Raw genomic sequence first — 26,440 nt, 5'->3', positions numbered from 1 at the left:
CTTTTGTATTTTTAGAATGTGATCTTATAGGTCCCGGTGGATGATGTACTGGCCTTTTCAGCTTTTACATATTTTTTAACCCACGCTACAGAGGTTGAAGATACACAAGGATCCGATATTCCCCCTACTCTTCTTGCAGAGACTACATTTCCGGCCTTATCAACGGTGTAAGCAACTGTAACGGATCCACTGGCTGTACAGTTGTGTTGTGGTTGTGCTCCTCCTCTGCCCATTGTTCCGGGGATGTAGCCAATCAATTTTCTGTCGATTCCTACTTTACTGTCTCCATTTCCATCTCCGCCTAAAGGATCTCCTGCATTTCCTATACCTGTTCCCGTTCCTTGACTGCCCGCTTTTGTTCCTCTTCCTTTTATCAGGTTACCGATTGCCGCATTCCCTTTTCCATCTCCATTTCCGGTTTTAGAATTTGCTGTGGCTCCGGAAGTCTTTTTAGTGTTTTTCGAAGCGGATGAACTTGTCGTTTCTTTTTTATTCGATTTTGATTCTTCTTTTTTCGGAACGCTCGCTTTTTTACTATTTCCGTTGATTACTTTATCTTTAGGTTCAGATTTCTTAGTTTCCGTCTTGGGTTCAGGTTTTACTACGGTTTTAGTTTCAGGAACAACGGCTTCTACAGGTTCGGGAGTAACTTCTTCCGATTTTGCAGCTAAACTTCCTTCCTGTTCTGCCGGTTCTTCGATACCATTTCCATTCCGGTTATCTCCAAAGTTTACCAACATAGTGGTTACAACCTCAGGCTCCTTATTCTGTTCCGGCTTTAATTTATATAGAAAAACAAAAAGCAGGATTGCAGACCATACCAGGATAGAAAGTATTCCACTTTTTATCCGGTCCCGGGTTTCCTCATTTTTGTTTACAGTATAACTTTTCATTTTTTACTAATTACCAGGATCTTAAGTTCCGGTTATTTATCTTTAATAGTTGCAAGAGCAATATTGAATTTATGCTTCTCTGCAATTTCCATGGCAAAAACAACATCTTTATGCAACGTGTTTTCGTCTGCCCGAATCGTAAAAGATTTATTCGTTTGATTGGTTAAATTATTGACAATAGTTTGTTCAAGCTGTTCCCTTGCTACAGGCTTATCGTCAATATAATAAGTTCCGTCAGGTTTAATGGTTACTGTAAGGGGATTCGGTATATTATCATCAGCAGTGCTTGTCTTTGGCAAGTTTACGTCAATAGCACTTTGATTAGCCGCTGAAGATGTTATCATAAAGAAGATCAGCATGAGCAAGATGACATCAGTCATCGCCGCCAAACTAAACTCCGGATTTGCTTTATTTCTTCTTTGAATTTTCATCTGTTTATTCTAAATTTTTATGGGTCAGATGGAATCGCTCTTAATAAGTCTATACAATGAATGTTTTTCACAGCGATTTCATAAGAAAGATTTATAAAGGTTTGTTGATAAGATCCAAAAATTCACCAGACATGTTCTGAGCTCTCAAAACAAATTTATCAATCCTTGTTAAAAGGATATTGTAAAAAAAGTTAGCAGGAATCGCTACCGCCAAACCAACAGCCGTTTGTCCCAAAGCAGTATAAATACCTTCTGACAGTGTTTTCGGAGAGAAAGACCCCGTTGCATGTGACAAATTAAAGAACGCTAATATCATCCCGATAACCGTCCCCAAAAGTCCCAGCATCGGAGCAATACTTGGCACCACTGCTAATAGATTTAGGTTCTTTTCCATGTTGGCTACTTCAACCTGAGCCTGGGATTCCATAGCACTTACAATATCTGAAACAGGCCTTCCCAATCTGGAAATCCCCTTTTCCAATATTCTGCCTTCCGGTGAGTTTTGTCTTTTGCAATAATCTACCGCTGATTCAATTTTACCTTCTTTAATAAAGTCTTCAATATTATTCATAAAATTGGAATCTGTTTTTGAGGACAATCTTTTAATAAAGAAAAACCGTTCAAAAAACAGATATACTGAAAACACACCAAGCAGTAATACGGTCACCATCACTATTTTAGCGAAGGCTCCTCCATGGAACATGATATTCCAAAATGAAAATTCTAAATTGTCTGTGGCAACTGCGGGTGTTGTAATTTGTGCAAATAAGATCTGAGTAAGTTCCGTTAACAGCATTAATGTGAATATTTTATAATGAATTTAAACGACAAAAGTAATGGAATATTATTAATTCATGTCTTAAAAAATGCTTAAAAACAACTTAAATTTTCCATTGCCACATAAACAGCAAATTTCTTTCCAAAAAGAATTTTGAAAAGAAATTGAATATAAAATTATTGAGGAAGATAAATTTTTTAATCTTCGTCTACCTCAATATTATCCTGTTTTAGTTCACATTTAAGTCTAAAAGCAATCGGAGTATCTGATCCTGTGTAAAAATCATCAATCGTTCCCTTCCAGATCAGATCCAATTCGCCTTCTTCATTTTTTTCAAATACCAGCTCATTATCGTAGATAAAAGCATCTTCATCGTCGAACAAATCCACCTCTGTAAAGGTTTCATCTTCAGAATCATTGATGTTTATCGTTTTTCCTTCAAGGTCCGCAGAATCAATAGGAAAGTCGAAAACTTCTAGTGAGAGTTGTGGAAAATTGTATTGTAAAGAATCATCTTCTACATGATCCAAGCCATCATCCGTTATGATTTCAACTTCAAGGAAATGTTGTTGATTACTATAAATAGCCTTGCAATAAGTACTTCTTATATTGTATTTTAACGTTTCGTCCGGATGGTAAATTTTTAAAATCCCTTTCATTATTTCTTAAAAAAGAGCTGTAATAATATGATTGTTAAATGTTTTAAGCAAAGATAAAAAATAGATTGAATTTGAAAAATATTTTGAAAATTATTTTTTCCAAAATCATGATCCTATCTTTTTCTGATCCTCCAATAATACTTACTTTTGTTACATAAAGATTCTGAAATGAAAAATTTTTTATCAAAAAGTATTTTAAGCTTAGGATTGGTGATAAGCCTGACAGCGTGTAAAAAGTCTGACTCCCCTTTAACGAAAGTAACTCCAACGAATTTAGACTCCATTGCTTCTAACTATTATGAACAATATCTGAAACTGTATCCTCTTGATGCTACTTCTCAAGGAGACACAAGGTATAATGATCAATTACCTATTAATATTGATAAAGATTTTATTTCAGGAGAAATTGCTTTTTATAATTCTATTCAGAACCAATTAGATAAAGTGGATTATAAAAATCTCTCTGATGATGATAAAGTAGTTTATGATGTACTGGATTATACCTTAAAAGACAAAATAGAAGCCTATGCGTATCATCCGGAATATATTCCATTCAGCCAGTTTACAGGACTTCCTCTGAACTTTCCCCTGTTTGGCAGTGGAGAAGGAAGCCAGCCTTTTAAAACAGAAAAAGACTATGCGGACTGGTTGCAGAGAATGAATAAATTTCCGGTGTGGATGGACACTGCAATAGAAAATTTTAAAGAAGGAATTAGCAATAAAATAGTTTTGCCTAAAAAGCTCATTGTAAAGATGATTCCCCAGATGAAAGCGGAAGAAATCATTACTCCGGACTTTGAAAAAAATATATTTTACGGTCCTATCAAAAAATTCCCTAAGAATTTCACCCAGGCACAAAAAGAAAAGTTCACCACACTTTACAAGGATGCTATTCTCAAAAAAATCATTCCTGCCTACACAAAAATGGGTAACTTTTTAGAAAAGGAATACTTGCCTAAAGGCAGAGATACAGATGGTTACAACAGCTTACCAAAAGGAAACGAAATTTACCAGTACTATGTAAAAAGCTGGACAACAACCAACAAGTCTCCTGAAGAAATTAATAAAATCGGTATTCAGCAGGTGGCCATGCTTCGTTCAGAAATGGAGAAGGTAAAACAGCAGGTCGGATTCACAGGAAGTCTGGAAGAGTTTATAACATTTGTAAAGACAGACCCTAAGGCAATGCCTTACAAAACGTCAAAAGAAGTTCTGGCTGGTTTTAACGGAATCTTAGCCAAAATAACTCCGAAACTGAAAACCATGTTTAATGTAACTCCGAAAACAAAATTTGAGATCAGACAGACGGAAAAGTTTAGAGAGGCCACCGCAAGCGCTGAGTATACTCCCGGAACTCCTGACGGTAAGAGACCGGGTATCTTTTACGTTCCCCTTCCGGATCCGGCAAAATTCAATGTAACTTCCGGAATGGAATCCCTTTTCTTGCATGAAGCGATACCAGGACATCATTATCAGGTTTCTCTTCAGCAGGAAAACACAAAGCTTCCTAAGTTTATGAGATTCGGGTGGTTCGGAGCTTATGGAGAAGGCTGGGCGCATTATTGTGAAACATTAGGTTCTGAGTTTGGATTGTATACAGATCCTTATCAGAAAATGGGATATTTAAGCGACCAGATGCTGAGAGCTGTAAGGTTGGTTGTGGATACTGGACTTCATACAGGAAAAATGACCCGAGAGGAAGCAATTAAATACTTTCTAAGCAATATCTCTTATGATGAAGCAGGAGCAACTGCAGAAGTGGAAAGATATATGGCAATGCCGGGACAGGCGCTGGGATATAAAATCGGTTCTTTAAGAATACGTGAGTTGAGAGATCAGTATCAGAAACAGCTAGGAAAGAAATTTAATCTGGCCAATTTCCATGATGAAGTTCTAAGCCAGGGTTGTCTTCCACTTGATGTTTTGAACAGAAAAATGGAACTTTGGGCGAAGAAGCAAAAGTAATCTTTTAAAAAAATAAAAAATTAATATTTTTGATGGAGCAGTTTATTAAAATTGCTCCTTTTTTAAGTTTAATGGTAATTAATTTTTTGCAAAGAAGCTTGATGATTCCTTCTTTCAAAGACACAATCAATAACAGACAAAACTATAAACATGACAATTGAATCTTTACAATCTCTCTTTGCCAGAGATTTAAATAAACTAAAAGCAGAAATTGAAGCTTACCATAATGAAGCATCTATTTGGAAAACAGATAAAAACATTGCTAATTCTGCAGGAACCCTATCTCTTCATCTGGTCGGAAACCTGAGCCATTTCGTAGGCGCTATCCTTGGAAATACCGGATATATAAGAAACCGTGAACTTGAATTTTCTTTAAAAGATATTCCAAGAGCAGAGTTACTTCGACAAATTGAAAATACTCTTGAAGTTGTAAACTCCTCTTTAAATAACCTTACAGATGCTGACCTAGAAAACGAATATCCTTTTGAACCATTGGGATACAAAATGACAACCGGATATTTTCTGATTCATCTTATGGGACATTTAAGCTATCATTTGGGACAGATCAATTATCACAGAAGATTACTGGATAGCTGATTATTTTTCAAACATCATCTTGGTAATGAAATCTTTATCTCCTTTTCCCCGTGCCGGAGAATATTCTCTTCCATAGAAAATGATCTGGAGATGAAGTTTATTCCATACATCCTCCTTCCAGATATTTTTGGCATCCTTTTCTGTTTCCACAACATTTTTCCCTGAAGTAAGCTTCCATTGGGTCATTAATCTGTGGATATGAGTGTCGACAGGAAATGCAGGAAATCCGAATCCCTGGCTCATGACCACCGAAGCTGTTTTGTGTCCTACGCCTGGTAAAGCCTCAAGCTCCTCATAAGTTTGCGGCACTATACCATTATGCCTTTCAAGCAATAATTCCGCCATCCTTTTCAGGTTTTTGGCTTTAGTATTTGACAGCCCGATCTCTTTGATAAGTTCTTTGATCTCTGAAACTTCAAGCTTCGCCATTTTTTCCGGTGTTCCTGCTACTTTAAAAAGTTGTGGTGTTACTTCATTCACCTTTTTATCCGTCGTTTGTGCTGAGAGTGCGACGGCGACCATCAATGTATAAGCATCGGTGTGCGCAAGCGGAACAGGAACTTCAGGATATAATTTTTCTAATTCAAGCTGAACAAGCTCAGCTCTTTGCTTTTTTGTCATGTAACCACTAAATTTGAACAAAAATAAACAATATGTTGAAAGTAGGCGACAAATTACCCGAATTTGAAGGGACCAATCAAGATGGAGAAACAATAAATTCATCTAAACTCATTGGAAAAAAACTAATTATCTTCTTTTATCCGCAAGCCAACACTCCAACTTGTACTGTGGAAGCATGTAATCTGAGTGATAATTATTCGCAGCTAAAAAAAGCAGGATTTCAACTTTTAGGTATCAGTGGAGATTCTGTAAAAAAACAGAAAAACTTTCATAGTAAATTTGCTTTTCCTTATGATCTGATTGCAGATGAAAATCGTGATGTTATCGAAAAATTTGGTGTTTGGCAGGAGAAAAAGACTTTTGGCAAAACGTATATGGGAATCGTGAGAACTACTTTTATCTTTGATGAAAAAGGCATCTGCACAAGAGTTATTGATAAAGTAACCTCGAAGACTGCAGCAGAACAAATTTTAGAAGGATAAAATTATATAATAAAACAAACCTTTAAACAAAGTCCATACTAGGAAGGCTGTTTAAAGGTTTGTACTATTTATTTTAAAGAAATTTTATTCGGTTTCGTAGTATCTCAATTCTTCATTATCCCCTGGAAGACTTACGTATTTTTGAAATTTCAATCCCAGCTTTTCAATTAGCTTTTGAGAAGAAAAATTATCTTTAGAAGTAATGGCAGATATTTTCTTTAACCCAAAGTCATCCATACCGATAGATTTAACTTTTAAGGCAGCTTCATAAGCATATCCTTTGCCTTCGAATTCATCCAACAAAGAAAATCCTATATCTAATATTTCCAGTCCTTCCCGTTCGAAAATTCCTACTGCACCCACCTTATTATTTCCTTCTTTAGTTATAACAAGATAGTTTCCAAATCCTAACCGTTCCAATTGAGGGAGAAACCTGTTTTTGATATAGGCTTCGGCATCGGAGACATTCTTAAGATGACGGTCACCAATAAACTGTATAAACTTTGGTCTGTTGTAAAGATCAAATATAAACTCACGGTCATCCACGGTTATCGGACGAAGGATAAGTCTTTCTGTTTCGTAGAAATTACCTTCTTTTGGGTGATTTTTTAGACTCATCTTTAGATTCTTCTTTTTTTTCGATTTTTAAAAGCCTTGGATTATTGGCACATTTCTTATTATAAAGCTCTATATAAGTCCCATTATCTTTTACCTGAGTAACTGCTCCTGAAGCTTTATTTACAGTTAATGTAAAATGGGTTTTCTGATAAGGACATTCCTTTGACGTTAATTTTCCTAAATCCAGGTAATAGTTAGATTGATCTTCATAATAATTTCCTGCTACATCCTTAAATTCTTCATCGATCATATAACCATCCACAGTAGCTAAAATGGCTGCTTCCTGAACATTATCTATCTTTCCGACAAACTTTTTTAAGGCATCAAGATCCGTAACGTAATTAATTTTTCCACCGGAGGAATAAACGATGTAATAAAAGCTATCTTCATCCGGAAATAAATCAAATCCTGATGTCTGAGGAATAAAGTCTTTTTTAGTTCCTGAAACTTTTAATTCCTGATCTTTTCCATAGGTATTGTAATTCAACACCCAAAAGTCAATTTTATCGTTAGGCTCTATTCCCTGCAAAACATTAGGAATGCTCGAAAATTTTATTTTTGCCTGTGAATAAGCTGATATTCCTAAAAGAATAAAAGCAATTACCATACATCTTGAAATTAATTTTCTCATAGTTCCGAGATTAATAATGGAGAATTACTACATAAATTTTTCCCCTTTTTTAAAGTTTTTCAGATCCAGAACATAATCTTTTATAAGCTGATCGTTATCTCTGGGACAAATAAGCAAAGCCTTATCCGTATCTACAATGATGTAGTTTTCTAATCCATCTATAACTACCGCCTTATTGTTACTTTTTACACGAACGATATTTCCTTTGGAATTATATGCCAAAAGATATTTTAGTTTTACTGTATTTTCGTTCTCATCTTTTTCAGCATTTTCATAAACCGAGGTCCATGTTCCTAAGTCACTCCAACCCAGATCGGAAGGTATTACATAAACATTTTTTGCCTTTTCCATAATCCCGTTGTCAATGGATATTTTCTGTACCTTAGGATAAATAAGTTCTATACAATTGTCCTCTGCTTCACCATTATATTCACATGCCATAAAATGCTGGGTCATTTCCGGAAGGTAAGTTTCAAAAGCACGATGGATACTTTTCACATTCCAGATGAAAATTCCGGCATTCCAAAGGAAATCCCCACTCTCTAGGAAACTTTGGGCTATCTCAAGTATTGGCTTTTCAGTAAATGTTTTAACTTTAAAATAGTCTGCTCCCTTTTTGTCTACAAACTGAATGTAACCATATCCAGTATCCGGTCTGGTTGGTGTAATCCCCAATGTCACCAGATAATCATTTTTAGAAGCCAGATCAAAGGCCAACTCAACCTTCTCCAGGAAAACATTTTCCTTCAATATCAAGTGATCTGCCGGTAGAACTATTATTGTAGCATCAGGGTTAATTTCAGCTATTTTATTGGCCATATACAAATTACAGGCAGCAGTATTCTTCATCAGAGGTTCTCCAACAATATTTTTTTCCGGAATTTCAGGGAGCTGCTGATGGGAAAGATTCACATATTCCTTATTGGTAATAACAAATATATTCTCATCAGGAATAACCTTACTGATCCTGTCATACGTCTGTTGAATCATGGTACGTCCAACACCTAAAATATCCTGAAATTGTTTTGGAAACTTCTGCGTACTCATAGGCCAGAATCTACTACCAATTCCACCTGCCATGATAACACAGTATTTATCTGATTTTGACATGCTTAACTACATTTTTCTACCCTTGCCAGAGGTTTGAAAGAATACTTCCTTCCAGTAGCCAGGTTCTTACAAAGATAGTTTTTTTTAATCAGACCTTCTAAAAAATACTTTTCGTTTCTATAGATGAAGTAATCTCCTTTCTGCAACTCTTCTATAAATTGAAGCTTATCATCTTGTTTTTCAATATGGAAATACTTGACCAGATCCGGACTGGCCATAAAGTTAGCCTTTGGAGATCTTGAAAATTTTACAATAATTGGCTGAAGAGCATCTTCATATACCTCAACACTTTCAAGAAGCATTCGTCTGAAAGTATCTTTCCACTCATTACCATGTGGAGAAATTCTTCTGCCATATTTTTCAAAAGCAATGAGATGGGCCAGCTCATGAGTCAGAACAAAGAAAAACAGTTGAGGCGCTAATGTAGAATTGATTGTAATTTCATGGGAATTATCCGGGAGCTTTCTGTAATCTCCCAGTTTTGAATTCCTGTTTCTTGTAATCTTTATATGAATATAGTAATCTGAGAACCAGATTTTTAAATACTGAAGCGTGTTCTGTGGTAAATATTTTTCTAGTGACTGGATAGACATTTTACAAACTTAGTGGAATTCCTGCATAGAAATTCAACAATTTAAGACTAAAAAGATAATTATACTTAGCCTGCGCCACCGAACCCGCTGCATTAGCGTAATTATTTCTTGCCACGTTTAGGTCAAAAATAGTAGTCCGCCCTGCAGCATAACTTTTATCTGCAAAATCCAATGACAATTTTGTGCTTTTTGCAGCTTCTACAGCAGCAACATAAGCTTCATAATTAGCTTCTACGTCGAACTGGGCTTTCTGTACATTTTGTCTTACCGTCTGTTTTTGTTGTTCTAAAGTATTCTTAGCCGCACTTTCATTAATTCTTGACTGCTCTACCTGAAGTTTTGTAATTCCCTTGTTGAAAATAGGAACGCTGATAGATAAGCCTGCCTGTTGCCCGAAATTATCTTTATATTGCTGAAATAAGTTTCGTTCCGCGATATAAATCAATTCATTTCCTGTATTATTGGTATTAAGCAGGTTATTGTAAAAACTTCCGATCCCTGCACTTGCTGTTACCGTAGGCCAGTATGCTGTTTTAGATACTTCAGTTTGAGCTTCCGCAGATCTTATTCTGCTTTCCGCTGCTTTTATTTGCGGTTGATTTTCGTATGCTGTGTTCAAAACCTCATCCACAGATTTTAATTGTGGGGCCAGATCATCTGAGACAACTACATCTTCAACATCAAAATCTTTGTAATCCTGCAATTGTAAAAGTTGAGCAAGTGCAAATAGACTTCTTCCGGTGTCAATTTCAGCTGTTTTGAGGTTTTGTTTTTCTCTTGCCAATGCAGATTGAGCTTCTGCAAGCACTGTTTCAGCAGTGGTTCCTACCTGGGTAGTGATTTTTGCCCTGTCATATTGTTTTTGAGCATTGTCAACAGCACTTTGTGAAATTTTAATAATTTCTTTTTTAAGTAATGTTGTTAAATATTGCTGTGCGATCTGCAATGAAATATCATTCTTTATGGTTTCGATATCATATTGACTTGCTTCTACATCAAACTGTGTTTTTCTGACAGTTTTTTCTAGTCTTCCATTATTATAAACCAGGATATCAGCTCCCAGACTGGCATTATTACTGAATCTGTCATTTCTAAGACTTCCTGTTCCGAATGACGTCTGTCCAAAACTGACTGTATTTCCTATACTTGCTGATAAAGAAGGTAAATATCCTTTTTTAGCAATTTTAAGATTAGAATCCTGGACTTGTTTAGAGTATTCATTTTGGATAACCTGAAGGTTATGCTTCACAGCATAATCCACACATTCTCTTAAGGACCATTTTTTCTGAGCATTCATACCCAGGAAAGTTAATCCGAAAACGATAGTCCAAACTTTTTTCATATTAAGATTTTACCATATTAGACGTACCAAATATAAAAAAGTTACACATTTAAAAATTATTGTTTCATTTTAATAAAACTTTTGAGAATTTTGCATCATGACAACCAAAGAATATCAGGAAGCCGTTGACTGGCTTTTCGTGCAGGCACCCAACTATCAGATTGACGGAGAGAAGGCTTATAAGCCAGGACTTGACAATATAACCAGGCTATGTGCATTTTTTGACAATCCACAGGAAAAAATAAAATGTATTCACATCGGAGGTACCAATGGTAAAGGTTCAACCAGCAATATGCTTGCCTCTGTTCTTCAGGAAGCCGGCTACAAAGTTGGAATATACAATTCTCCACACCTTATTGATTTCACAGAGCGTATCAAAGTAAACGGGAAAAAATGTAACAAAGAATTCGTTTTTGATTTCATCACAAAATTAAAAACATTACCCAACGATATTTTGCCTTCGTTTTTTGAATTTACCACTATAATGGCTTTCGAATATTTTTATCAACAGCAGGTAGATTTTGCAATTATCGAGGTAGGTTTGGGAGGAAGACTGGACTCAACCAATATTATAAGGCCTTTAGTATCTGCTATTACTAATGTACAGCTGGATCATCAGAATATCCTGGGAAATACTATAGAAGAAATAGCCCGGGAAAAAGCAGGTATTATCAAAAACGGAATCCCTATTATATCCGGGGATGAAAATGAAGTTGTAAAAAATATCATCCGTACTAAAGCGGATCAAAATAATGCAACATTTGTCGATGCAACCACATTGTCATCGGGTTTCGCTTCGGATCTGAAGGGAAACTATCAACAGAAAAATATCAGGGTGGTTTTAGCGTTAACTGATGAGTTGTTAAAACTGAATGTTGAAATTTCTGAGAAAAACATTACAGACGGATTATTACATGTTCATGAGAATACCGGATTTATCGGCAGGTGGTTTGAATTTTCAAAAACCCCGCTTACTATTTGTGATACAGCGCACAACCAAGCTGGTCTGGAACAGGTCTTCTCGCAGCTTAATTCCATTGGCTGTAAAAAGCATGTGATTTTAGGTTTTGTTAATGATAAAAAAATAGATGAAGTGATGAGTTTATTACCTGAAAATTCTACATTCTATTTTGCAAAACCATCGATTCACAGAGGACGTCATCCGAAAGATTATGAAGATTTGCTTATAAATGCAAAAATAATTTATAAAATTTTTGATTCTGTACAGGAAGCGTATTTATCTGCAAAACAAGAATGTACAAATGACGAAATGATTTTTATTGGCGGAAGCAACTTTGTAGTAGGAGAATTTTTAGAAAAAAATTTGGAGATTTCCAGATAAGTCGTATATTTGCACCACTCTAAACGAGAAAACAAGTATAGAGGGTTCTTAGCTCAGTTGGTTCAGAGCATCTGGTTTACACCCAGAGGGTCGGGGGTTCGAATCCCTCAGGACCCACAGAAAAGGAAACGAAACCTTTCAAAAAAATTCGGGTTCTTAGCTCAGTTGGTTCAGAGCATCTGGTTTACACCCAGAGGGTCGGGGGTTCGAATCCCTCAGGACCCACAGAAGATCTCTCAAGAAATTGGGAGATCTTTCTTTTTTGATCTTACCTTAATTCCTTAAATTTTCAAGTCTTTTCAATTCAATTCACTAAATTTGATCAACACAACACATGTCTGATAGGTTAAAATGTTTTTGCTATGGATGTTATATTATCAAAAAAAGAAATATTAAGACGATTAAATACTCTGAGAATAAACCCTTTAGGGCTCCCCTCAAGAAAGTATGGAGTTTCAATAAAGTATTTTTCAAATGATGAAGAAACGCCGGATAAAAGGGTTGATTATGAAATTACTACTGAATTAAACCTCGAATACGGGAAAGGTTTTCTAACGATTGATAAAAAAAACATCTACTTTAATCAGCATCAAGCCGATAACATTAGCGAGCTATTAGCCGAATCCATTTCGAAATCCCTATATCCTGTCCAGACCCAAATCAATGAAAAAGGAACGGGCACTAATGAAATTACAAATTTTGATGAAATTAAAACCCGATGGTCCCGCGAGAAGTTAAAATTATCTGAAAAGTATTCGGGACAGCCATTGGAGAAATTCTTATCCGCTGTTGACCATAAAATGGAAAATAAGAAAGAAATAGAGAACGGGCTGCATTATGACTGGTTCTGGAATCTCTTTTTCCATCCTAAATTCATTGATTATGGAGACACAAGAAAAACATCAACAGCATTATTTCTGGCTGTAATTCCTTATCAGAATCCCTTAAGATTCCCCGGAATTCAGACCATTCAAAAGATTCCGACAGATTATCATTCTTTTATTATTGAATTCAAAAGTGAAGAAATACCTGCGGACTTATATTTTATTCCTGCAAATGCTTTTAATCAAGATGCACATTGGATGTCTCTTAAGGTCACCTTTGATTTGGATGTATACCATCATTTCCCAATGCATACCCGGGCATATTTTGAAGTTTTCACCAGGGATTATTCGGGGGAAAAAAAATTAATTAAAAGAATCAGCTACAATCAGTTTCAGCTCCATAACGGAGAGTATTCTGACAAGAAACTAAGTAAGGATAGCCCTTTTATTACGGGCGGACTTGTAGTTTCAGAACCTAACAAATGGGGGTTTTACAAAAACATATATGAAAATGACTGGTAAAAATCCATTTGTATAAAAAACACTAATTTTACAAACCACACAAATTACATTAATATGTCTTTAAAAGAGAAAGTAGTACAGGGAGCCTTGTGCCAATGTCAGTTTGGTACTACTCCCGATACATTAAAGGTACTTACGCAGCAAAAATTCTTCATCAATGACCTTAATGGCAGCTCTAAACTGGCTGCAACACATAAAGATATAGGATCTACTTTTGAAAAAAACAGCTTTGGTTCATGCAAAAAAAAGCTCAATACACCCTGTGTAGCTGTTGTTACTGAATGGAGTGGTTATTATGAAAAAGAAAAATACTCTCCACCTGATGGCTATGTTTTACTGGAAGACAGCAAAGCAACATGTCCTATCGGTGGTAAAGACTGCATCAGCATCATTAAAACCGGACAAATTGGAGAACCTTCCAAAAGCAATATAAAAAAGGCAGATGAAGAGCTTCAGTCACATGTAAATCCTGTTATCAATATATCACAGCATGATACGCAGGAGTTTTATAAATTTGGATTTTAAGTATGGGTACAGCTGGGATTAAAAAAGCTCTGATCAAGGAGCCCAAAGAAAACGTCAGGAAGTATGGTTCCGGATCCATTGTGGAACTAAGCCCTGCCAGAAACTCATTTACCGCTTATCTGGATAAAACCTGCCTGGGAAAAGGAACCCGAAATCCGGAATCTACAATGAAGGAAGTGAAGTGGTTCCTTATAAGAGAGCATATCTGGACATCATTTAAACAACTTTACCCAAACCTTGGGCCGAATGACTTTTTTACAACAATAAAAGCCCAAAACGAAGAAAACAAGGATTACAAAATATTTGAAGGAAACAACAAAGTATTCACTACCGGTGACATTCAAACAAGTGCAAAAAGTATTGGAGTCATTTATCTGTTAATACCTTATAGTAATTTCCCTGAAACAGATGGTACAGAAGCCATGAGAGTGGTTGTTATTGATAAACCACAGGTCTTATACTGTCATTTTAAATTTCCTAAAGGAGGGTACATTCCTTTGACAAATAACGAAAAAAAAGCGTTGTATGGGCAAACAGTAGATGTAGAAGTTTATACGCATATGCTTCCCGACTGGAACAATAGCCTTTCAAAGTTCATTTTTGATGTTGAGCTCATTAACAAAGGTAAGGTCGTTTCCAAACAGCAAAGAATTGAAATTACCAATCCGGGACCATTCGTTTACAACACGGTAAAATCTTTAAAGTTTCAGTTGAATACCGAATGGCAAAAAAATCACAATAAAGAAAAGAAGGATGAAAAGTTTTTTCTAAAGTTAAAAGGTTATGTAGGATTTACAGGACCGGTTCTTCTACCCAAAGGTTTTCTTACCCAGGAAGGTGAATATGATTCTGAAAAAGACACTTCAAACTGGGGAAGAATGGAAAAAGGAAAATGGATCTTTAACACTTCTCCCGACTTACTGGTTCCTTATAATGATATGAGTGCCCTTTTCGGTGAATTTGAAAAACAAAAAAATAATCAGATTCAATATATAGGAGACATTGAATATCTTAAAAAAGAATATGATCCCTGCGGATACAGCAAAATAACGATAGCCGATGAGGATGATAAAAAACGATCTCCCTATGTTATATTTGATGAAGATGCTAAAGACAGGATAGACAATACACGAAATACTTTTGACCTTGTAACAGGAGATAAAACAAAGAAAAAAATAAGCATAACCCTGGATAATCTTCAGAATAAAAATGTTTTGTGTACAGGAGTTTTACTTCCTAAAGACCAAAAACATAATATCCCGCAACATGTTTTTTTATTAGATACTGTTCTGGTTCCCCATTATACAAATAAAGTACTATCCGTAAAAAATGATCCCACACAAGCAAATGATACTGATGCTTACGCTGATGAAACGAAAGCCCCGTCAGGAAATGTAGCAGACGTACAGGGATGGAAAGAGAATGAGGATTACAGCTTTATTGGAGAAAATAAACTCCAACTGAACCTTTCCTACATTTACAACAAAACTACAGCTATCGGAGATAAAGAATTCAATGATATTCCTGTGGCAGAATCCTGGCTGGTCAATTACTTCTGGCTATCAAAAGAAAAAATACAAACGTATTTTGTTCCTGTTTCTACTTGTCGGTATCCTAATCAACTTGTTAAAATCAGGATATTCCCGGATGTAGAATGGTCACTAAACTTCCTTTACAATACCTCCGACCCTGTTTGGTACGGTAATTCTGAGCCAACCTATAATATCTATGGTACTGAAAGTAAAGCAACAAGAGACACCATCTCAGTAGGAGATCTTAAAACAAAAGGGGATGTTGTTGCCCTGGCCGACTTAAGAAGAGAAGAGAGAAACGAAAACAAGAATATCAAAGACGGACAAAAAAAAATTGCCACTTCTGCTAACCGTTACATGGGAGATATGAAAGGGAATTTTGGACTTTCCGCCAAGGTCTCATATAATGGTGGTGTCTCCCATGAACTCAGTTGGAAATTTGCCGAAAAGTACCGTAAAATGCTGGGCATTTTAAAATCGGTTTATGATACGGTAGATGATATTGCAGGAGCAAAAGAGGCCAGAAAGGGAGCAGAATCCCTTCCTCCTTCACTGGCAGGAAGAAGGAGCATGATGAGCCTTTCACTCCTCCCTCCTGCCCCATCAGCAGGGATTAGCTGGAAATTTGCAAAAACAGGGGATTTTGTTGGCCTTGAACTTGCCGGAAAGGTAAAATGTTCTCCCCTCATTGGTGGAGAGCTTAAAATTGATTTATTGGCCTTAGCTGATAAAATTCCTGTTTATGGAAAGTTTATTACTTTCCTGGACCTAACGACCTGGCTCATTGAAAAAATATCAATGAATGCCTTAAGCATTACCTATCGTATTGATTTGATATTTTATGCAAATCTGGCAATCGAGGAAGCCTATGTAAAATGGAATGATGCAAAAGAAGGCAATAAATTTGATACCGATTTAACCCTTTCCGGAACACTCGGAGGAAAACTTGAACTTGAACTGGGCCTTACTATGAGCGCCAAGCAGATTAATAAGTTTCCTGAGGTAGAGCTTCAGGCCGGGGTAAGAGCAGACTGTTCATTCAAAATTACAGCAAGCCCTAATTTCGATTGGGATAATAAATTTGACTTTACAACCAAGTTCTCAGGACTTATGGTTACTGTTTATTACAAATTTTCCATGAAGAGGAACTCCAAAAATAAAGCTCCGGAAACACTTGATCCTTTTAAACTGATCCCAAGCTACTCCGGAAATCCAGTCAGCATGACATTTGGAGCCGGAGAAGAACATAAATATTAACACAATGAACAAAAAGATATTATTTGGCTTATTGCTGTTCAACATGATAAGCTGTCAAAAAAAAGATACAGCGTCTCATACATCTCCATCAAACAAAAGTAATTACGAAAAAAAAACAACACAAAATATGGCTTCTCAACCTTTATATGCATTAAGCCTTGATGCAGCTGGCGATTTTCAGGTTTACATTAATGATATCCTGGTTGCCTATTATTACAAAAACGGCGGAACATCGTTGACCTTGCCTATTAATCGTGAAATTTTAGGTCCGGGAAAACAAACCGTTAAAGTTATTTTGAAGTCGGATAAAGAACTGGATGAAAACGAGCTTAAATATTATAAATTCAGAATTTTAAAGTATGCTTCATTTGATTCCCCTGACTATGAGGTAATAGTAGATTGTAAGTTTAATGCAGAAACCAATAAGCCCTCAAAAGAGATTACTCAATCCTGGGATTTTACTTCTGATGTTCCCTATCAGGTATCAGGATGGTCCCACTCCGCTGTTCTGTTGAATGAAGATAAAGATGCTCTTCTGAAAGAGGTCTTAGAGACTTATAATCATTTCAGGGAAATTCTGCAGAAAAAAGATATTGGTAGTTTTCTCACAAAAACAAAAGTCCGAGATGCCGAAATTGACAAGGCTTTATATCTTTCTTCTGCTGAGAGCAAAAAGGACCAGGCAGAAACATCGGAAACGATTCAGAATATCGTTGAAGTTTTACCGATAGACAATTATAAAATGGTTTTTTATGGCAATGGAAGAATGGTTGCTTTAATCAGGACTGATGAAAAAAATAAAGATGAATCAGCTTTGCAGGTAAAACTTAAAGACAAAAGTACAGAAATCTATGAATTGGTACTTCATCGTCCAAAAAAAGGCGCTCCTCTTGAAGTAATAAGATAATTAATTTTCAATCGTAGCATTGGCATTTTGTCAATGCTTCATTTTTACCTGAAATGATTCTGATAAAGAAAATCTTTCAGATATCCGCTACATTCAGTAGTAATCCCAGCTTATAAAAATCAAGGTATTTAAGGTTGATATTTCGCTTTAAAAGCTTACGCTCTATCCTTGGCCTGCTAACCCTAAAGAAAATGGTAAATAAGCTTTTTAAACCAAGCCTTTTTATAGCCCTGTACGCTTTTACCAGTTTAATTTCGGAAAGTTTTGCACTGAGTTGTTTGTTTTGAAGCATTTGAGATAAACTACCTACCGATTCTTTTACTTTTTCAAGGTAGAGTTGATTATCTTCTACATCATTGTTGAATACAGGATTCTGTAGATGGTTAATTTTTATATGACTGGATTTTAAGTCCATTGCAAATAACAGATCTTCGTACCCATAGCTTTGAAATTCGGGATTAAACGGAACTTTCTTGAGGATATTCCGATCAATGATAAAATTATTTGTTTGGAAGCTCAAGTAAGGATTTTCCACACGAAGCGAAACCGGTAAATTCTCACGCTCTACGGCAAATTTCCATCTTAAATAATGGTTTTGATCAACCGGTGATTCTGAGACAACTCGCCCTCCGTAGATCACCTTTGTATCCGGATTCTCCTTTATAAATTCTATGTAATTTTCTAGAAAACGGTCACTTGTTATTTTACCGTCACAATCAAGAAAAAGTAAATAATCTCCCTTTGAATAGGAAAGAAACAGATTGCGGATTTTTGATCTCCCAATGTTTTTATCCAGATAGATCAATTTTTCTACCTTATCTTCTAGGACTTTATTAATCTGTTTAAATTGTTCTTCAGACCGATCATCGATTAATATGATTTCTGCATTAAAAGCCTTTGCTGTAATTTCTTTTCCTAAATCAGAAACTAATTCCCGGACATCAAAATTATAGACAGGAATGCAGATTGTAATTTTCATTTCATTAGATTTTTTCAATGATTTTCTGAATACTAAGCTCTTCCAGACATGCCCAATCTCCTCTGAAACATTCCTTATCTCCAAATACTGAACAAGGCCTGCATGTTAAATCTTTAATTTGCACCACATCATCTTCACTCTGTCCAAACCCTAAAAAACCGGCATAAGGATGTGTAGATCCCCAGATAGAAACGCATCTTGTTCCCACAAGGCTGGCAAGGTGCATATTGGCAGAATCCATTGAGATCATCAGTTTAAGTTCTGCAATTGTATCCAGCTCCTGTTTAAGGTTTAATTTCCCGGAAAGACTTTGGGTATTCGGAATTTCACTTTCCCATCTTTCCAGGGTTTCTGTTTCATTTTTCCCGCCTCCGAAGAAATATATTTTATCTTTTTGGGCTAAAATTTTAACGAGTTCATAGGATTTATCCAAGGGAAGCATCTTTCCTTTATGCTGTGCAAAAGGAGCAAACCCGATCCCGGACTTTTGCTGTGTTGATGGCCTTAATTTATTGGATAAGTTCACTTTAAACCCCATTTCCCGGAATACGTCTGCATATCGCTCGACGGTTTTTTTCAGTTGTACTTTATCCAGATTCCAGACATCGGTAAGAATTTCCTTTTCTTCTTTTCCTTTATTGATCTTGAATACTTTGTATCCCTTTCTCCTGTAGATTTTATCCAGAACCTTCGTCCTGATTACATCATGCAAATTAGCTATGAAATCCGGATGAAATTCTCTGATTAACTCATTGGCCAATCTATTCAATCCAAAAAAACCCTTATAATCATCCAGGTTAATTCCTTTAAAAATAATGTTGGGAATATCTGAAAACAAGCTTTCAAAATTTTTTCTGGAAACCATTACGATTTCTACATCAGGGTTTTGTTCAAGGAATTCACGAAAAACGGGCGCTGTCATCGCAACGTCGCCAAAAGCGGAAAAACGATATGCTAAAATTCTTGTCACAACTACGACTTCAGTTGATAGGCAACTGCATAAAATTTAATCTGTTTAGTCATTGCCATTAGTCCGTTGGCTCTGGAAGGAGAAAGAAACTCCTGAAGTCCGATCTCTGAAATAAACTGGAAATCCGAATCCAGAATTTCCTGTGTAGAATGCCCGCTGTAAATACTAACCAGAAGAGAAACAATTCCTTTTGGTAAAATACCATCAGAATCAGCATCAAAATAAAGTTTGCCGTCTTTAAATTCAGCATCAATCCATACTTTACTCTGGCATCCTTTAATAAGATTAGCATCTGTTTTCTTGTCTTCTGAAAGCCCTTTCAATTCTTTACCAAGGTCAATAATATATTCATACTTCTGCTCCCAATCGTCAAGAAATGCAAATTCGTCTATTATTTCCTGCTGTTTTTCTTTAATGGTCATCTTTTAACAATTCTTTATGCAAAGATACCATTTTTGTAAAGATAATTTATTGAGATGCCTTTCTAAAAACTTCCAGAAGTTTTAGTTCTTCATTTTCCCAACAAAGCAATTCCGAGGCTTTTTTCAATTCATCCTGATAACCCTTTCTTCCCTTATTTAAAATTCTGAAAACAGCATCTGCAATATTTTCCGGCTGATGGTCCTTAATGATCTCACCAACATCAAACTGCATTCTTATATTACGCATTTCAGGGAGATCAGCCATAATTAATGGAACCCTTGCCTGAATACAGTCCAAGACTTTATTCGGAAGGGAGTATAAGTAGCTGTCCCCGCCGTTTTCCTCGATACTCATCCCCACATCTGCGGTAAGAGTAATTTTTCTTAGATCTTCAGGCACCAGCTTGCCCAAAAACTCAACTTTATGCTGTAGATTCTCACGAGCTACCAGCTCTTCATATTCCTTCTTTTTGGGACCATCTCCTGCAATCTTGAAAACAACATCATCAATATGATGCATAGCCAGAATTGCTTTATCAATTCCCCTAAAAGGATTTATTGCACCCTGGTATAAAAATACTTTAGGCTTATTATCGGGAATATCTATTGGAAAGTTTATTTTTTTGGGTGCATTTTGTACCACTGTAGCCTCTACATGATATTTTTCTTTAAACCATTTTGCATAACTTCCGCTGGCTGTTATCATGAATTTTAAGTTCGGAAGTACTTTTTTTTCCAGGTAACGCCATATTTTTTGTGACATTTTGCCCTGAATGGCTGGCATTTCGGAAAAAATTTCATGACTGTCAAAAATTAAAGGGATTTTTAATTTTTTTGCGATAAGATAATTGGGAAGAAGAGCGTCAATATCATTAGCATGAAGAATGGTATTCTTATCTGCTTTCTTTTTCAGTTCTTTGTACAATTTCCAGTTAAATTCAAAATAAGCCGTCTTTAAACTTTTAGAAACCAGCATAATTCTTGAGAAAGGATAAGGTCTTGTGATTTTCTCAGCCCCTCCCCAGTCGTTTCCGATCAGTTCCAGGGAGTATCCGTTTTCATACAAGGTGTGACAGACCTTTTCTATTCGCTGATCTGTATACAGATTACTAAAAGCAGATGTAATTATTTTTTTTTTCATTAACTTTTCTTTCCGGCCATTAAATGGTAAATCTGTATAATACAGATCAATCCGTTGGGTATAATAACCGGCCAGAGCATTCCGTTAAAGATACCATAAATGACAAAACAAATACAGCCAATCATATTTACGATTCTAATTTTTCTTACATCTTTCAATATAAAGCTCAACACAAGAAAAAGTGAAGCAGAATATCCAATATAAGCAGCAATTTCGGGGTTCATAAGAAAAATTTAAGGGACACAAACTTAGTCATTTTCAATAAGATAATAAAACTTTTTTCTGCCATAAAGTCATTAATTGATTTTTGGTAAAATATTTGTAATTTAGAATAATGAATAAAAGATAATTCTATCTTTATTCTAATTGAGATATATTATGGATTATAAGTTTTCACAAGGTTTGAGCCAAGTGTTCAAACAGAGCAAAAATGAAGCTAAAAGGCTGAAAAGTGAATTTCTTAATACAGAACATCTACTTTTAGGTATTATAAAAACAGAAAACTCTGCAAAAGAAATCCTTCAAAACCTTAATGCCGATTTAACACAAATCAGAAGAAAAATTGAAACTCTAAATACAGCAAGTCTTAATCCTATTTCTGAGGAGGTAACCAATATTTCTTTCACGAAAATGGCAGATCATGCCGTTAAACGTGCAGAGTTAGAATGCCGACAATACAAAAGTAATGAAATTAATACCGTTCATTTACTTTTAGGTATTCTTTATAAATATGAAGATCCCACCTCAAATATATTAGGCGCTTACGATATCGACTATGAAGGCGTTTCAAGAGAATACCAGACAATGCTTAAAAATTCCGGACAATCACCTCAGATGAGTGCTTATGATGATGATGATGAAAGAGAAGAATTTGAGCAGATGAGAAAACCGGCAGGAAATTTAGGCGCTGCAAAGAGCAAAACTCCTACGCTGGATAATTTTGGTAGAGACCTTACATCTTTAGCAAGGGATGGGAAATTGGATCCTGTAATCGGACGTGAGAAAGAAATCGAGAGGGTTTCTCAGATTCTTTCCCGCAGAAAGAAAAACAATCCGCTTCTTATCGGAGAGCCCGGAGTGGGTAAATCTGCTATTGCAGAAGGATTAGCTTTAAGAATCCAGCAAAAAAAGGTTTCCAGAGTTCTTTTTGGTAAAAGAGTGATCACACTGGATCTTGCAAGTTTAGTTGCAGGAACGAAATACCGTGGTCAGTTCGAGGAAAGAATGAAGGCGATCATGACGGAATTGGAAAAGAACAGGGATGTTATCCTATTCATTGACGAGCTTCATACTATTGTAGGTGCAGGAAGTTCTACAGGAAGTCTGGATGCCTCCAATATGTTTAAGCCGGCTCTTGCTAGAGGAGAAATTCAATGCATCGGAGCCACTACTTTGGATGAATACCGTCAATATATTGAAAAAGACGGAGCATTAGAGAGAAGATTCCAGAAAGTAATGGTAGAGCCTACCTCTATTGATGAAACCATTCAGATTTTAAATCAGATCAAAGATAAGTATGAAGAGCATCATAATGTGATTTATACACCAGAAGCCATATTGGCTTGTGTGAATCTTACATCAAGATATATTACAGATCGTTTCCTACCGGATAAAGCGATTGATGCAATGGACGAAGCAGGTTCCCGTGTTTATATCAAAAACATGAAAGTTCCTACCGAAATCATTGAATTCGAAAAGAAAATTGAAGACATCAAAGAAATGAAGCAGAAAGCTGTAAAAGCTCAGGATTATCTTGAAGCCAGAAAGCTTAAAGATGAGGAGGAAAGACTTCAAATGGAGCTTAATGCCGCACAAGATCAGTGGGATAAGGATGTAAAAGAGAAAAAAGAAACGGTTACAGAAGAAAACGTTGCAGAGGTAGTTTCCATGATGAGTGGTGTTCCTGTAACCAAAGTTGGTAAAAATGAGCTTGATAAATTAGCTCAGATGGACAACAACCTGAACGGAAAAGTTATCGGACAGGAAGATGCTGTAAGAAAAGTAGTTAAAGCTATTCAACGAAACAGAGCGGGTCTTAAAGATCCAAATCGTCCGATCGGAACATTTATCTTCTTAGGAACAACCGGTGTTGGTAAGACTGAGCTTGCCAAGGTAATGGCAAGAGAACTTTTCGATTCAGATGAAGCATTGATCCGAATTGATATGAGTGAATATATGGAAAAATTCGCCGTATCAAGATTGGTAGGTGCGCCTCCGGGATATGTTGGATATGAGGAAGGAGGTCAGCTTACTGAAGCTGTGAGAAGAAAACCTTATGCGGTAGTTCTTCTTGATGAGATTGAAAAAGCTCACCCTGATGTATTCAATATCTTATTACAGATTCTGGATGAAGGACATGTTACAGATAGTTTAGGTAGAAAAATTGATTTCAGAAACACGATCATTATTCTTACTTCAAACATCGGAACAAGAGACCTTAAAGACTTTGGAGATGGTGTAGGATTCGGAACTTCTGCTAAGAAGTCAAATACAGACAACAGAGCAAGAAGCACAATTGAAAATGCCCTTAAGAAAGCATTTGCTCCTGAATTCCTGAACAGAATTGATGACATTGTGATCTTTAACTCTCTTGAACAGACTGATATCAAGAAAATCATTGATCTTGAATTAAATAAGCTTTACACCAGACTTGATAAATTAGGATATAAAGTCGATTTAACTGAAGCAGCTAAAGATTTTATTTCTGAAAAAGGATGGGATAAAGATTTTGGTGCAAGACCATTGAAAAGAGCAATCCAGAAATACATTGAGGATTTATTGGCAGAAATGCTGGTAAACAAGCAATTAAATGAAGGAGAAACAATTGTTCTTGATGTAAATGAAGCTAAAGACGGATTAACCGGCAAGGCTCAAAAGACCAAAAAGACGACTGAAAAGTCTTCTCAATAAATAAATAATTTTGTTAAAATAAAAAGCACGGAAATATTTTCCGTGCTTTTTTATCTTTAAATAATTTCCGTAATTATTAAAGGCCCACAACGAATCCAATGTTCGGAACCAATCCACTTGAGAAAACACTTGAATTCTCTTTCCATAAAACATTGTACATCAATCCCAGCTGCATAAAGGAATTCCCTCCTATCCTTTGCATATATCCTCCTCCCAGATATAGTGCCGTTTCTTCCCGGTTATCTTTATAATCATAAAATTTATCATGATAATTTATAAAATAATGTTGAAGATTCGCCCCTACATAAAAGGATCTTGCGAAATAGTAATTCACAAAAGGACCAACCCCGAACATCGTTGATCTATAATAGTCTGATGTCTGCCAGGAAACACTTCCCAATACTCCCGCTTCAAGATCATCGGTTAACCTGTATCCTACCCTCGGAGCTGCCTGAAGAGAAAATGCGCTGTTGCTTCCAAAACCTAAACCGATCCCGCCTCCGAAAGTCCATCTGTTGTTTTCAGTCATTGAGGGAGCTCCCACTGTGACCTGGGAAAATATTGATATTGAGCACATCAGCATCAATGGAATAATTATTTTTTTCATACTCTGATATTTAATTATTAATAAAGATAATATGCAATTGCTTTCCTGCGAACCCATAATTCCTTAAAATTCCGGGATTCTACATTACCATCGTTTTTATCAATGCTTAAAATTATGTTTTTTTTGCGAATCTTTTTAGTTGTATTTTTGCCGGATCAAACTAAGAACTCCCGTTAAGAGTTTCGTAAAATTGAAATACAATGAAAATAGTAGTAGGCCTCTCCGGAGGTGTAGATTCTAGCGTTACAGCCTATTTGCTGCAACAGCAAGGGCATGAAGTAGTGGCTTTGTTTATGAGGAACTGGAATGATGCTTCCGTAACATTAGAAGATGAATGTCCCTGGATAGAGGACAGTAATGACGCGTTAATGGTAGCTCAGAAGCTTGGAATACCATTCCAGGTTATTGATATGAGTGATCTTTATAAGGAACGTATCGTCGATTACATGTTTGCAGAATATGAAAAAGGGAGAACCCCGAATCCTGACGTACTATGCAACAGAGAGGTTAAATTTGATGTTTTTATGAAAACAGCAATGTCTTTGGGCGCGGATAAAGTTGCGACAGGACATTATGCCAGGGTAACCTCAACTTTTGATGAAAACGGAAAGGAAATTTTTCATTTACTGGCAGGTAAAGATAACAACAAGGACCAATCCTATTTCCTTTGTCAGCTGAGTCAGGATCAATTGTCAAAGGCTTTGTTTCCTATTGGTGAACTTACAAAACCCGAAGTTAGGGAAATCGCAAAAGAAATCGGGCTGGTAACAGCGGATAAAAAGGACTCTCAGGGACTATGTTTTATAGGTAAAGTAAGTCTTCCTCAGTTTTTACAGCAGCAACTCAAGCCAAAAGAAGGTGAAATTGTAGAAATTTTCAGCGATTCTCCTTTATTTTCGAAAGAAAAGCCTTCATTTCCCTCGAAGGAAGAAGAACTCCAATATTTATCACAAAAGATCAGTTATAAAAAATCTGACGGAAAAGTAATCGGAAAGCACCAGGGCGCTCAATTTTTCACGATTGGCCAGAGTAAGGGGCTTGGTATAGGCGGACATAAAGAAAGCTGTTTTATCGTGTCCAGAGACATTGAAAACAACATTATTTTCGTAGGAGAAGGTCATAGCTTCCCCGGACTGCATAAAAAAGCTTTAAAAATAAATAATCCGGAACTTCATTGGGTGAGAGAGGACCTAAGACTTTCCAATGGTGAATCCATAGAAGTAATGGCCAGGTTCCGATATAGACAGCCTCTTCAAAAGGCTACGCTATACCAGTTTGAAGATGCTTTTTATATCGAATTTGAAAATCCTCAGTCTGCAATTGCTGAAGGACAGTTTGCATCATGGTATATGGAGGATGAATTGATAGGAAGCGGAGTTATTGCATAATATAAAATTTTCAGTATACTCACCAAAAATTAAGACTAAATAATATATAATAAACCCGGAGCACTTTGTTTCGGGTTTATCTTTTGTTTGAGGAAATGAGTATTCAGAAAATTGTTTAATTGATTTAATATAATTCATTATAAATCATTGCCTTTATTTAAAATCAACGTTGTATTTTAAGGATAAAAAATATCAACGAAGAACTTAAGAATCCAGAATAAAAATTCCATGAATTGCATTTTATAAGTACATGTATTAGTTTTTAATATAAGAGCTTATTGCTCTATTTAAAATTCTTCAAAGAAGAAATTTCAACCTGCCTCAAATAGCTTTCCAATTAGTGGCGAAGTATGTGCTCTTATTATCAAACAACTTGAAGATACTAACTCTAACC

At 36.0% G+C, this 26,440-nt stretch carries 26 protein-coding genes and 2 tRNA genes; 12 read left to right on the top strand and 16 right to left on the bottom strand.

Features of this window, described 5'->3' with window-relative positions; all coding sequences use genetic code 11:
* Nucleotides 1–11 precede the first annotated feature (11 nt).
* The 4 genes from MTQ00_RS16205 to MTQ00_RS16190 all read right to left on the bottom strand — a co-directional run bounded on the left by MTQ00_RS16205 (nucleotide 12) and on the right by MTQ00_RS16190 (nucleotide 2,761).
* A complete protein-coding gene (locus MTQ00_RS16205) occupies nucleotides 12–893 on the bottom strand; it encodes a ferric siderophore ABC transporter substrate-binding protein (RefSeq protein ID WP_273650296.1) in 882 nt (293 codons plus the stop codon).
* A gap of 32 nt (nucleotides 894–925) precedes the next feature.
* Complete coding sequence (locus tag MTQ00_RS16200) at nucleotides 926–1,324, bottom strand: ExbD/TolR family protein (RefSeq protein WP_273650295.1); 399 nt, start codon at nucleotides 1,322–1,324, stop codon at nucleotides 926–928.
* A gap of 91 nt (nucleotides 1,325–1,415) precedes the next feature.
* On the bottom strand, nucleotides 1,416–2,120 hold the full coding sequence (locus tag MTQ00_RS16195; protein ID WP_273650294.1) for a MotA/TolQ/ExbB proton channel family protein: 705 nt from the start codon (nucleotides 2,118–2,120) through the stop codon (nucleotides 1,416–1,418).
* A gap of 179 nt (nucleotides 2,121–2,299) precedes the next feature.
* Nucleotides 2,300–2,761 carry a hypothetical protein gene (locus MTQ00_RS16190; protein ID WP_172281806.1) on the bottom strand — a complete coding sequence of 154 codons (462 nt, stop codon included), beginning with the start codon at nucleotides 2,759–2,761 and terminating at the stop codon, nucleotides 2,300–2,302.
* Between the two features lie 168 nt (nucleotides 2,762–2,929).
* On the opposite strand from MTQ00_RS16190, the gene MTQ00_RS16185 reads away from it, so the two are divergent.
* Nucleotides 2,930–4,726, top strand: a complete 1,797-nt coding sequence (locus MTQ00_RS16185; RefSeq protein WP_273650293.1) for a DUF885 domain-containing protein — start codon at nucleotides 2,930–2,932, stop codon at nucleotides 4,724–4,726.
* 150 nt (nucleotides 4,727–4,876) lie between these two features.
* The gene (locus tag MTQ00_RS16180) at nucleotides 4,877–5,323 is read left to right on the top strand and encodes a DinB family protein (protein WP_172281802.1); all 447 of its coding nucleotides are present in this window, start codon (nucleotides 4,877–4,879) and stop codon (nucleotides 5,321–5,323) included.
* Here MTQ00_RS16180 and MTQ00_RS16175 read toward each other — a convergent pair whose 3' ends face one another.
* On the bottom strand, nucleotides 5,324–5,944 hold the full coding sequence (locus tag MTQ00_RS16175) for an endonuclease III domain-containing protein (RefSeq protein WP_172281801.1): 621 nt from the start codon (nucleotides 5,942–5,944) through the stop codon (nucleotides 5,324–5,326).
* 32 nt (nucleotides 5,945–5,976) lie between these two features.
* On the opposite strand from MTQ00_RS16175, the gene bcp reads away from it, so the two are divergent.
* A complete protein-coding gene (gene bcp, locus MTQ00_RS16170) occupies nucleotides 5,977–6,426 on the top strand; it encodes a thioredoxin-dependent thiol peroxidase (protein ID WP_273650292.1) in 450 nt (149 codons plus the stop codon).
* Nucleotides 6,427–6,510: 84 nt separating this feature from the next.
* Here the strand turns inward: bcp and MTQ00_RS16165 are convergent, their stop codons facing one another.
* The 5 genes from MTQ00_RS16165 to MTQ00_RS16145 are packed head-to-tail and all read right to left on the bottom strand — an operon-like array spanning nucleotide 6,511 to nucleotide 10,720.
* On the bottom strand, nucleotides 6,511–7,044 hold the full coding sequence (locus tag MTQ00_RS16165; RefSeq protein ID WP_273650291.1) for a GNAT family N-acetyltransferase: 534 nt from the start codon (nucleotides 7,042–7,044) through the stop codon (nucleotides 6,511–6,513).
* Complete coding sequence (locus MTQ00_RS16160; RefSeq protein WP_273650290.1) at nucleotides 7,013–7,675, bottom strand: hypothetical protein; 663 nt, start codon at nucleotides 7,673–7,675, stop codon at nucleotides 7,013–7,015. The genes MTQ00_RS16165 and MTQ00_RS16160 overlap by 32 nt, the downstream gene beginning before the upstream one ends.
* 27 nt (nucleotides 7,676–7,702) lie before the next feature.
* Nucleotides 7,703–8,785 carry a mannose-1-phosphate guanylyltransferase gene (locus MTQ00_RS16155; protein WP_273650289.1) on the bottom strand — a complete coding sequence of 361 codons (1,083 nt, stop codon included), beginning with the start codon at nucleotides 8,783–8,785 and terminating at the stop codon, nucleotides 7,703–7,705.
* A 2-nt stretch (nucleotides 8,786–8,787) separates the two neighbouring features.
* The gene (locus MTQ00_RS16150) at nucleotides 8,788–9,378 is read right to left on the bottom strand and encodes a SprT-like domain-containing protein (protein WP_273650288.1); all 591 of its coding nucleotides are present in this window, start codon (nucleotides 9,376–9,378) and stop codon (nucleotides 8,788–8,790) included.
* Nucleotide 9,379: 1 nt separating this feature from the next.
* Nucleotides 9,380–10,720 carry a TolC family protein gene (locus MTQ00_RS16145; protein WP_273650287.1) on the bottom strand — a complete coding sequence of 447 codons (1,341 nt, stop codon included), beginning with the start codon at nucleotides 10,718–10,720 and terminating at the stop codon, nucleotides 9,380–9,382.
* A 97-nt stretch (nucleotides 10,721–10,817) separates the two neighbouring features.
* Between MTQ00_RS16145 and MTQ00_RS16140 the strand changes: the two genes are divergently transcribed.
* The 7 genes from MTQ00_RS16140 (at nucleotide 10,818) to MTQ00_RS16110 (ending at nucleotide 17,629) form a co-directional block, all read left to right on the top strand.
* The gene (locus tag MTQ00_RS16140; RefSeq protein ID WP_273650286.1) at nucleotides 10,818–12,062 is read left to right on the top strand and encodes a bifunctional folylpolyglutamate synthase/dihydrofolate synthase; all 1,245 of its coding nucleotides are present in this window, start codon (nucleotides 10,818–10,820) and stop codon (nucleotides 12,060–12,062) included.
* 42 nt (nucleotides 12,063–12,104) lie between these two features.
* Nucleotides 12,105–12,179 (top strand) — tRNA-Val (locus tag MTQ00_RS16135).
* Between the two features lie 33 nt (nucleotides 12,180–12,212).
* Nucleotides 12,213–12,287, top strand: a tRNA-Val gene (locus tag MTQ00_RS16130).
* 137 nt (nucleotides 12,288–12,424) lie between these two features.
* Nucleotides 12,425–13,408, top strand: a complete 984-nt coding sequence (locus MTQ00_RS16125) for a hypothetical protein (protein ID WP_273650285.1) — start codon at nucleotides 12,425–12,427, stop codon at nucleotides 13,406–13,408.
* A gap of 54 nt (nucleotides 13,409–13,462) precedes the next feature.
* Complete coding sequence (locus tag MTQ00_RS16120) at nucleotides 13,463–13,933, top strand: DUF4280 domain-containing protein (RefSeq protein ID WP_273650284.1); 471 nt, start codon at nucleotides 13,463–13,465, stop codon at nucleotides 13,931–13,933.
* Between the two features lie 2 nt (nucleotides 13,934–13,935).
* Entirely contained in the window at nucleotides 13,936–16,722 is a 2,787-nt protein-coding gene (locus MTQ00_RS16115; protein ID WP_273650283.1) for a hypothetical protein, read from the top strand.
* A 4-nt stretch (nucleotides 16,723–16,726) separates the two neighbouring features.
* Nucleotides 16,727–17,629 carry a hypothetical protein gene (locus MTQ00_RS16110; protein ID WP_273650282.1) on the top strand — a complete coding sequence of 301 codons (903 nt, stop codon included), beginning with the start codon at nucleotides 16,727–16,729 and terminating at the stop codon, nucleotides 17,627–17,629.
* 76 nt (nucleotides 17,630–17,705) lie between these two features.
* Here the strand turns inward: MTQ00_RS16110 and MTQ00_RS16105 are convergent, their stop codons facing one another.
* Genes MTQ00_RS16105 through MTQ00_RS16085 form a run of 5 tightly spaced genes read right to left on the bottom strand, consistent with a single transcriptional unit; the run spans nucleotide 17,706 to nucleotide 21,365 of the window.
* Entirely contained in the window at nucleotides 17,706–18,608 is a 903-nt protein-coding gene (locus MTQ00_RS16105; RefSeq protein WP_273650281.1) for a glycosyltransferase family 2 protein, read from the bottom strand.
* Between the two features lie 4 nt (nucleotides 18,609–18,612).
* Nucleotides 18,613–19,578: a glycosyltransferase family 9 protein gene (locus MTQ00_RS16100; protein WP_273650280.1), complete on the bottom strand. Its 966-nt coding sequence runs from the start codon at nucleotides 19,576–19,578 to the stop codon at nucleotides 18,613–18,615.
* A gap of 2 nt (nucleotides 19,579–19,580) precedes the next feature.
* Nucleotides 19,581–20,000, bottom strand: coding sequence for a SufE family protein (locus MTQ00_RS16095; RefSeq protein WP_273650279.1), 420 nt, complete (start codon nucleotides 19,998–20,000; stop codon nucleotides 19,581–19,583).
* A gap of 46 nt (nucleotides 20,001–20,046) precedes the next feature.
* Complete coding sequence (locus MTQ00_RS16090; protein WP_273650278.1) at nucleotides 20,047–21,141, bottom strand: glycosyltransferase; 1,095 nt, start codon at nucleotides 21,139–21,141, stop codon at nucleotides 20,047–20,049.
* A complete protein-coding gene (locus MTQ00_RS16085) occupies nucleotides 21,141–21,365 on the bottom strand; it encodes a uroporphyrinogen decarboxylase (protein ID WP_273650277.1) in 225 nt (74 codons plus the stop codon). The genes MTQ00_RS16090 and MTQ00_RS16085 overlap by 1 nt, the downstream gene beginning before the upstream one ends.
* Before the next feature lie 154 nt (nucleotides 21,366–21,519).
* Between MTQ00_RS16085 and MTQ00_RS16080 the strand changes: the two genes are divergently transcribed.
* Complete coding sequence (locus MTQ00_RS16080; RefSeq protein WP_172281773.1) at nucleotides 21,520–24,051, top strand: ATP-dependent Clp protease ATP-binding subunit; 2,532 nt, start codon at nucleotides 21,520–21,522, stop codon at nucleotides 24,049–24,051.
* A 76-nt stretch (nucleotides 24,052–24,127) separates the two neighbouring features.
* Here the strand turns inward: MTQ00_RS16080 and MTQ00_RS16075 are convergent, their stop codons facing one another.
* Nucleotides 24,128–24,658, bottom strand: coding sequence for a hypothetical protein (locus MTQ00_RS16075; RefSeq protein WP_172281767.1), 531 nt, complete (start codon nucleotides 24,656–24,658; stop codon nucleotides 24,128–24,130).
* A gap of 200 nt (nucleotides 24,659–24,858) precedes the next feature.
* On the opposite strand from MTQ00_RS16075, the gene mnmA reads away from it, so the two are divergent.
* Nucleotides 24,859–26,046 carry a tRNA 2-thiouridine(34) synthase MnmA gene (mnmA, locus tag MTQ00_RS16070; RefSeq protein WP_273650276.1) on the top strand — a complete coding sequence of 396 codons (1,188 nt, stop codon included), beginning with the start codon at nucleotides 24,859–24,861 and terminating at the stop codon, nucleotides 26,044–26,046.
* Nucleotides 26,047–26,440: the final 394 nt, after the last annotated feature.

Origin of the sequence: Chryseobacterium sp. B21-037, assembly GCF_028570785.1 — a bacterium.
In the GTDB taxonomy this organism is placed as follows: Bacteria; Bacteroidota; Bacteroidia; order Flavobacteriales; family Weeksellaceae; genus Chryseobacterium; species Chryseobacterium proteolyticum.
Note: the sequence above shows the minus strand (reverse complement) of the source record. Positions and strands in the feature narration are given on the sequence as shown.